At 45.1% G+C, this 4,456-nt stretch carries 4 protein-coding genes; 2 read left to right on the top strand and 2 right to left on the bottom strand.

Features of this window, described 5'->3' with window-relative positions; all coding sequences use genetic code 11:
- Nucleotides 1-194 precede the first annotated feature (194 nt).
- Nucleotides 195-1,772 (bottom strand): BamH family beta-barrel-assembly machinery protein, encoded by a 1,578-nt coding sequence (gene bamH, locus C233_RS0121995; RefSeq protein ID WP_018669613.1) that lies wholly within the window; start codon nt 1,770-1,772, stop codon nt 195-197.
- 22 nt (nt 1,773-1,794) lie between these two features.
- On the bottom strand, nt 1,795-2,619 hold the full coding sequence (locus C233_RS0121990; protein ID WP_026314970.1) for a glycogen/starch synthase: 825 nt from the start codon (nt 2,617-2,619) through the stop codon (nt 1,795-1,797).
- Nucleotides 2,620-2,864: 245 nt separating this feature from the next.
- Between C233_RS0121990 and panC the strand changes: the two genes are divergently transcribed.
- Together panC and panD are read left to right on the top strand one after the other, a co-directional pair.
- Nucleotides 2,865-3,710, top strand: coding sequence for a pantoate--beta-alanine ligase (gene panC, locus C233_RS0121985; protein WP_018669611.1), 846 nt, complete (start codon nt 2,865-2,867; stop codon nt 3,708-3,710).
- Nucleotides 3,711-3,732: 22 nt separating this feature from the next.
- Nucleotides 3,733-4,086 carry an aspartate 1-decarboxylase gene (panD, locus tag C233_RS0121980; RefSeq protein WP_018669610.1) on the top strand — a complete coding sequence of 118 codons (354 nt, stop codon included), beginning with the start codon at nt 3,733-3,735 and terminating at the stop codon, nt 4,084-4,086.
- Nucleotides 4,087-4,456 lie beyond the last annotated feature (370 nt).

Raw genomic sequence — 4,456 nt, 5'->3', positions numbered from 1 at the left:
ATTTCCCCCGTTTTGGCCTTCAAACCTTATTTGCGGGGGAATACCTAAAGATACAAAAAAGCCAGCTAATTCGCAATATTTTGTGTATGAATTAGTTGGCTGATTTTATATTATTTACTGAATGTCCCTAGAATAAGCCCCTCAAAACAAATCCGTTTTGAGGGGCTTATTTATTTCTGTGAAGTGGGTATTCCTTAGTTATTGAAAGAAGTATATGTAACCTCTATCTTTAATGGATTACCTCCATTAGCCGGATTTCCACCTTTCAACTTGGCATAGGTAGGTTTCAAGTCGTGTTGGATACCAATCATGGAAGATGTACTGCTGCTGGTGTCGTATGTTACGACTACGGGAATCAGCACCACTTTGTCCCAGTCTTTTCCTTCGTTGTTGGCCCATTCTGTTTCCCATGCGGTTTCGTCCCATGATGCTCCTGCCGCTTCTTTGGCTTTTTGTCTTGCAGCCTTCTTTTCGTTGATGCAGGCAGAAACCAGGCGGGCTACATTCTTAAATGTATATTGGTTCGTTTCTACATTGTTATGGGTTGCGACAAAGGAGGTAACATTGTCCGTAAGCTCGTTGTTGACGAAGAAAGAGTTCATGTCCTTCTTGCGCAGCAGTAACACCGTTTCCGGGGCGCTCATGCTGAACTTATATTTTTTGTCGTTTTCCTGGTTGTAGTTCGTGAAAGTCAGTTTAACGGCATTCAGCGTGTCGTTAGCCAATTCTTCGGCTATTTGGTCATAAGGCATGGTGGCTTCCGTAAAGATACCTGCCGGCGATTTAAGATAGCTCCAGCCTTCTTCTCTTGCCTTGTTTGCCAATATTTCGGAGTTTTCGAATTTGTTGGCCTGGATTACTTCTTTGGTAGAGGCGAAAGCTACGGCTGTGGCGGAATATACGGAGTCTGTACCTGCCTCACCGTTTTTGTCTGTAACCTTCTTGAGCAGTTTCACTCCCAAGCTGTCTACGTAGTGGAATTGGAACTGCATTTGCAGGTCTACGCGGTCTACATAAAGAATGGTTCCGTCGCCATAATCGGTTTTTAGGTAAACCCCTTTGAATACGTTGTTGATGAATGCATCTGCATTTGCAAAGAATTCTTTATGCTCCCGGTTCAATTTTAAAATCCTGTTTCCGAAATCTTTGCTTAATGGAAAGACGATATTGGGGTAATAAGTCGAATTTCCGTTCGAATCGGTTGCATTTCTTACGGAATCAGGTACTGAGGTGTCGTAGGCTGTATATGCTTTTCTTCCTAACAGATTCGGTTCGTCGTGATAGTCTTCGGCATCGATATTGGTGTACCGGTATTCATCAGGATTATTGCGGACTTGCAGCCACTTATCATTCAACTCATATGCACTCATCCCGCATGGGCTTATAGAGTCTCCGAACCAACTGGAATAATAAACGACCAACTGGATTTTTTCCACTTCGTCTTTTACCATTGTGCCTGTGCCGTTTTTTTCGTCATATACGGCAGGGAAAGTGAAATTCTCCGTACAGTTCAATTCTGCTAAAAAGCTGGCTTCGTAGTTGCCGAATCCCTCCGGGTCTGGGTCTGTAAATCTACCGATGTATCCCGTACTTGTTTTGGAATATACGCTGTCTACAAGAATGGACTTGGTAGTAACGTCGAATTCTATGGTTCGGGTGGTAACATCGTCCGAATTCGGTAACATGCTCATGCCCAGTGTGCCGGTGTTATCATCGCATCCGTAGAAAGCCAGGAGTGCTAAAAGCAGTATCCCTAAATATTTTACTTTCATAATTTTTCGTCTTGAAATCAACTTATTCTTGTTCTGCTCCCCAAACCCGGTCGTAGAAGTCGTTGCAGGCATCTGCAAAGTTTTCGGGAGATTGATAGCTTAAGATAGGCTTACCGGCCTGACGGGCATATTCCATGACTTCTTCATTTACATGTTCGCTTTGCTGGATTACACCGTCGGAGTAATCTACGGCCAATTTGCAGAAGGCTGCATAATCGACCGGTTCTTTCAGGTCGGCAACATCTTTCTTGGCAATACCTTTCAGGAGGAGCTTGCTGGAAAAGTCGGGGTGGAATGGCTGTGCGAATTCATTGTCGTAAAGCGAAAAGACAACTTTTGCATCCCTGAACGAGGGTTCGTCTTTGTATGCTTTCTTAATGTACAACGGCGCCAACGCGGTCATCCAGCCGTGGCAGTGGATAATGTCCGGACACCAGCGCAGTTTCTTCACAGTCTCCAATACGCCACGGGCATAGAAAATGGCACGTGCATCGTTGTCTTCGTACTCAACGCCGTTTTCGTCGGTTATTTGCAGGCGGTTCTGGAAGTAATCATCGTTGTCGATGAAATATACCTGCATGCGTGCGGACTGTATGGAGGCTACTTTAATGATAAGCGGGTGGTCGGTATCGTCGATGATAAGGTTCATACCGGAGAGGCGTATCACTTCGTGCAACTGGTTTCTGCGCTCATTGATATTTCCCCATTTGGGCATGAACGTTCTGATTTCTCTGCCTTTTTCTTGGATTGCTTGCGGCAGATTCCTGCCAACAAGGGACATCTCGGACTCTGAAACGTAAGGGGTAATTTCTTGTGTTATAAATAAAACCTTGTTCGCCTTTGTCATAATAACAATGTTCTCAATTATTCTGCAAAGATATAAAAAAAATCGGGCAATAAAGCAAGACGGGCCCGTCTATAATTCCTTATGAATTGTTAACTTGTTGTATATCAACGATGAATAGACGGGAGGCTATCTTGGGAGTGGGGATAACTTTTGCATTAATTTACGATATTTCTTCTTTATATGGTAAATAATAGTTTATTTTGCACCGTTTTAGCGAACAACCAAGTTATTATATAACCGATAAAATGAAAATAGTACATACTATCAAGGACTTGCAGGCCGGACTTTCGGCTATGAGAGCCCAAAGTAAAAAGGTAGGTTTAGTGCCTACGATGGGAGCCTTGCATGCCGGTCATGCTTCATTGGTAAAACGTTGTGTGGCAGAGAATGATGCCGCTGTCGTGAGTGTTTTTGTAAATCCTACCCAGTTCAATGACCAGAATGATTTAATCAAATATCCCCGTACGCCGGAGGCCGATTGTCGTTTGCTGGAAGAATGTGGAGCGGCTTTCGTTTTCGCTCCTTCGGTGGAGGAGATGTATCCGGAGCCGGATACCCGCCAGTTCAGCTTTGCGCCCCTGGATACCGTCATGGAGGGGGCTTACCGGCCGGGACACTTTAACGGCGTGTGCCAGATTGTGAGCAAGTTATTCGATGCGGTGAAACCCGACCGTGCCTATTTCGGTGAAAAGGATTTTCAGCAACTGGCTATTATCCGCGAAATGGTGCGGCAGATGAATTATCCGTTGGAGATTGTAGGTTGTCCTATTGTGCGTGAGGAGGACGGTCTGGCCTTGAGCAGCCGCAATGCCCGCCTGTCCGGGGAAGAGCGTAAAAATGCTTTGAAAATTTCGCAGACTTTGTTTGAAAGTCGTACCTTTGCACAGTCGCATACGGTTGCTGAAACCCGGAAGTTTGTGGAAGATGCGATTGCCGCCGCTCCGGGGTTGCGTCTGGAGTATTTCGAACTGGTGGACGGCAATACGTTGCAGAAGATTGCCGCATGGGAGGATACTTCCTATGCCGTGGGATGTATAACGGTGTTCTGCGGTGAAGTCCGCCTGATTGACAATATCAAGTATAAGGAATAATAAACTTAAAAATGCCTGTCTTATGATGATTGAAGTGTTGAAGTCGAAAATCCATTGCGCCCGTGTTACGGAGGCCAATCTCAATTATATGGGAAGCATTACCATTGACGAGGATTTGCTGGATGCGGCCAATATGATTGCCGGTGAAAAGGTTTATATTGCCGACAACAACAACGGGGAGCGTTTTGAAACTTATATCATTAAAGGCGAGCGCGGTTCGGGCAAGATTTGCCTGAATGGTGCGGCAGCCCGTAAGGTTCAGCCGGATGACATTGTGATTATCATGTCGTATGCGTTAATGGATTTCGAGGAGGCCAAGTCGTTCAAGCCGACTGTGATTTTTCCAGACCCGGCAACGAACCGGGTGGTGAAGTAGATTTCTTCATGAAATATACGTGAGAAGCCCCGCTTGCTAATTGTTGTGCAGGCGGGGCTTCTTGTGTAGTTACAGGCTTTGCAGGGATATTCAGTAAATGTCCCTAAAAATCAAGATGGCATATGAAGATGATAGAGCATACTCACTTCATATGCCATTTTTATAGTCCTATTCCTGTAATTTCTCACACAATCTTACCCTACAAGACATGACGCTCGGGAAGAAGTCTGAAGACATCTTCTGCCTCTGCCTGTAAAATCATATCATGCCGCTTTCACCGTCCTGTTCCTGATCTTGTCTATCATCAGTACGGCATTTGCCGTATGTATTCCAAAGAAAATCCACAGGATTTCCGTCTTCCTGTTCCGTG

The sequence above is a fragment of the Bacteroides gallinarum DSM 18171 = JCM 13658 genome (genome assembly GCF_000374365.1).
In the GTDB taxonomy this organism is placed as follows: Bacteria; Bacteroidota; Bacteroidia; order Bacteroidales; family Bacteroidaceae; genus Bacteroides; species Bacteroides gallinarum.
This window is presented reverse-complemented; position numbering and strand designations above follow the sequence as displayed.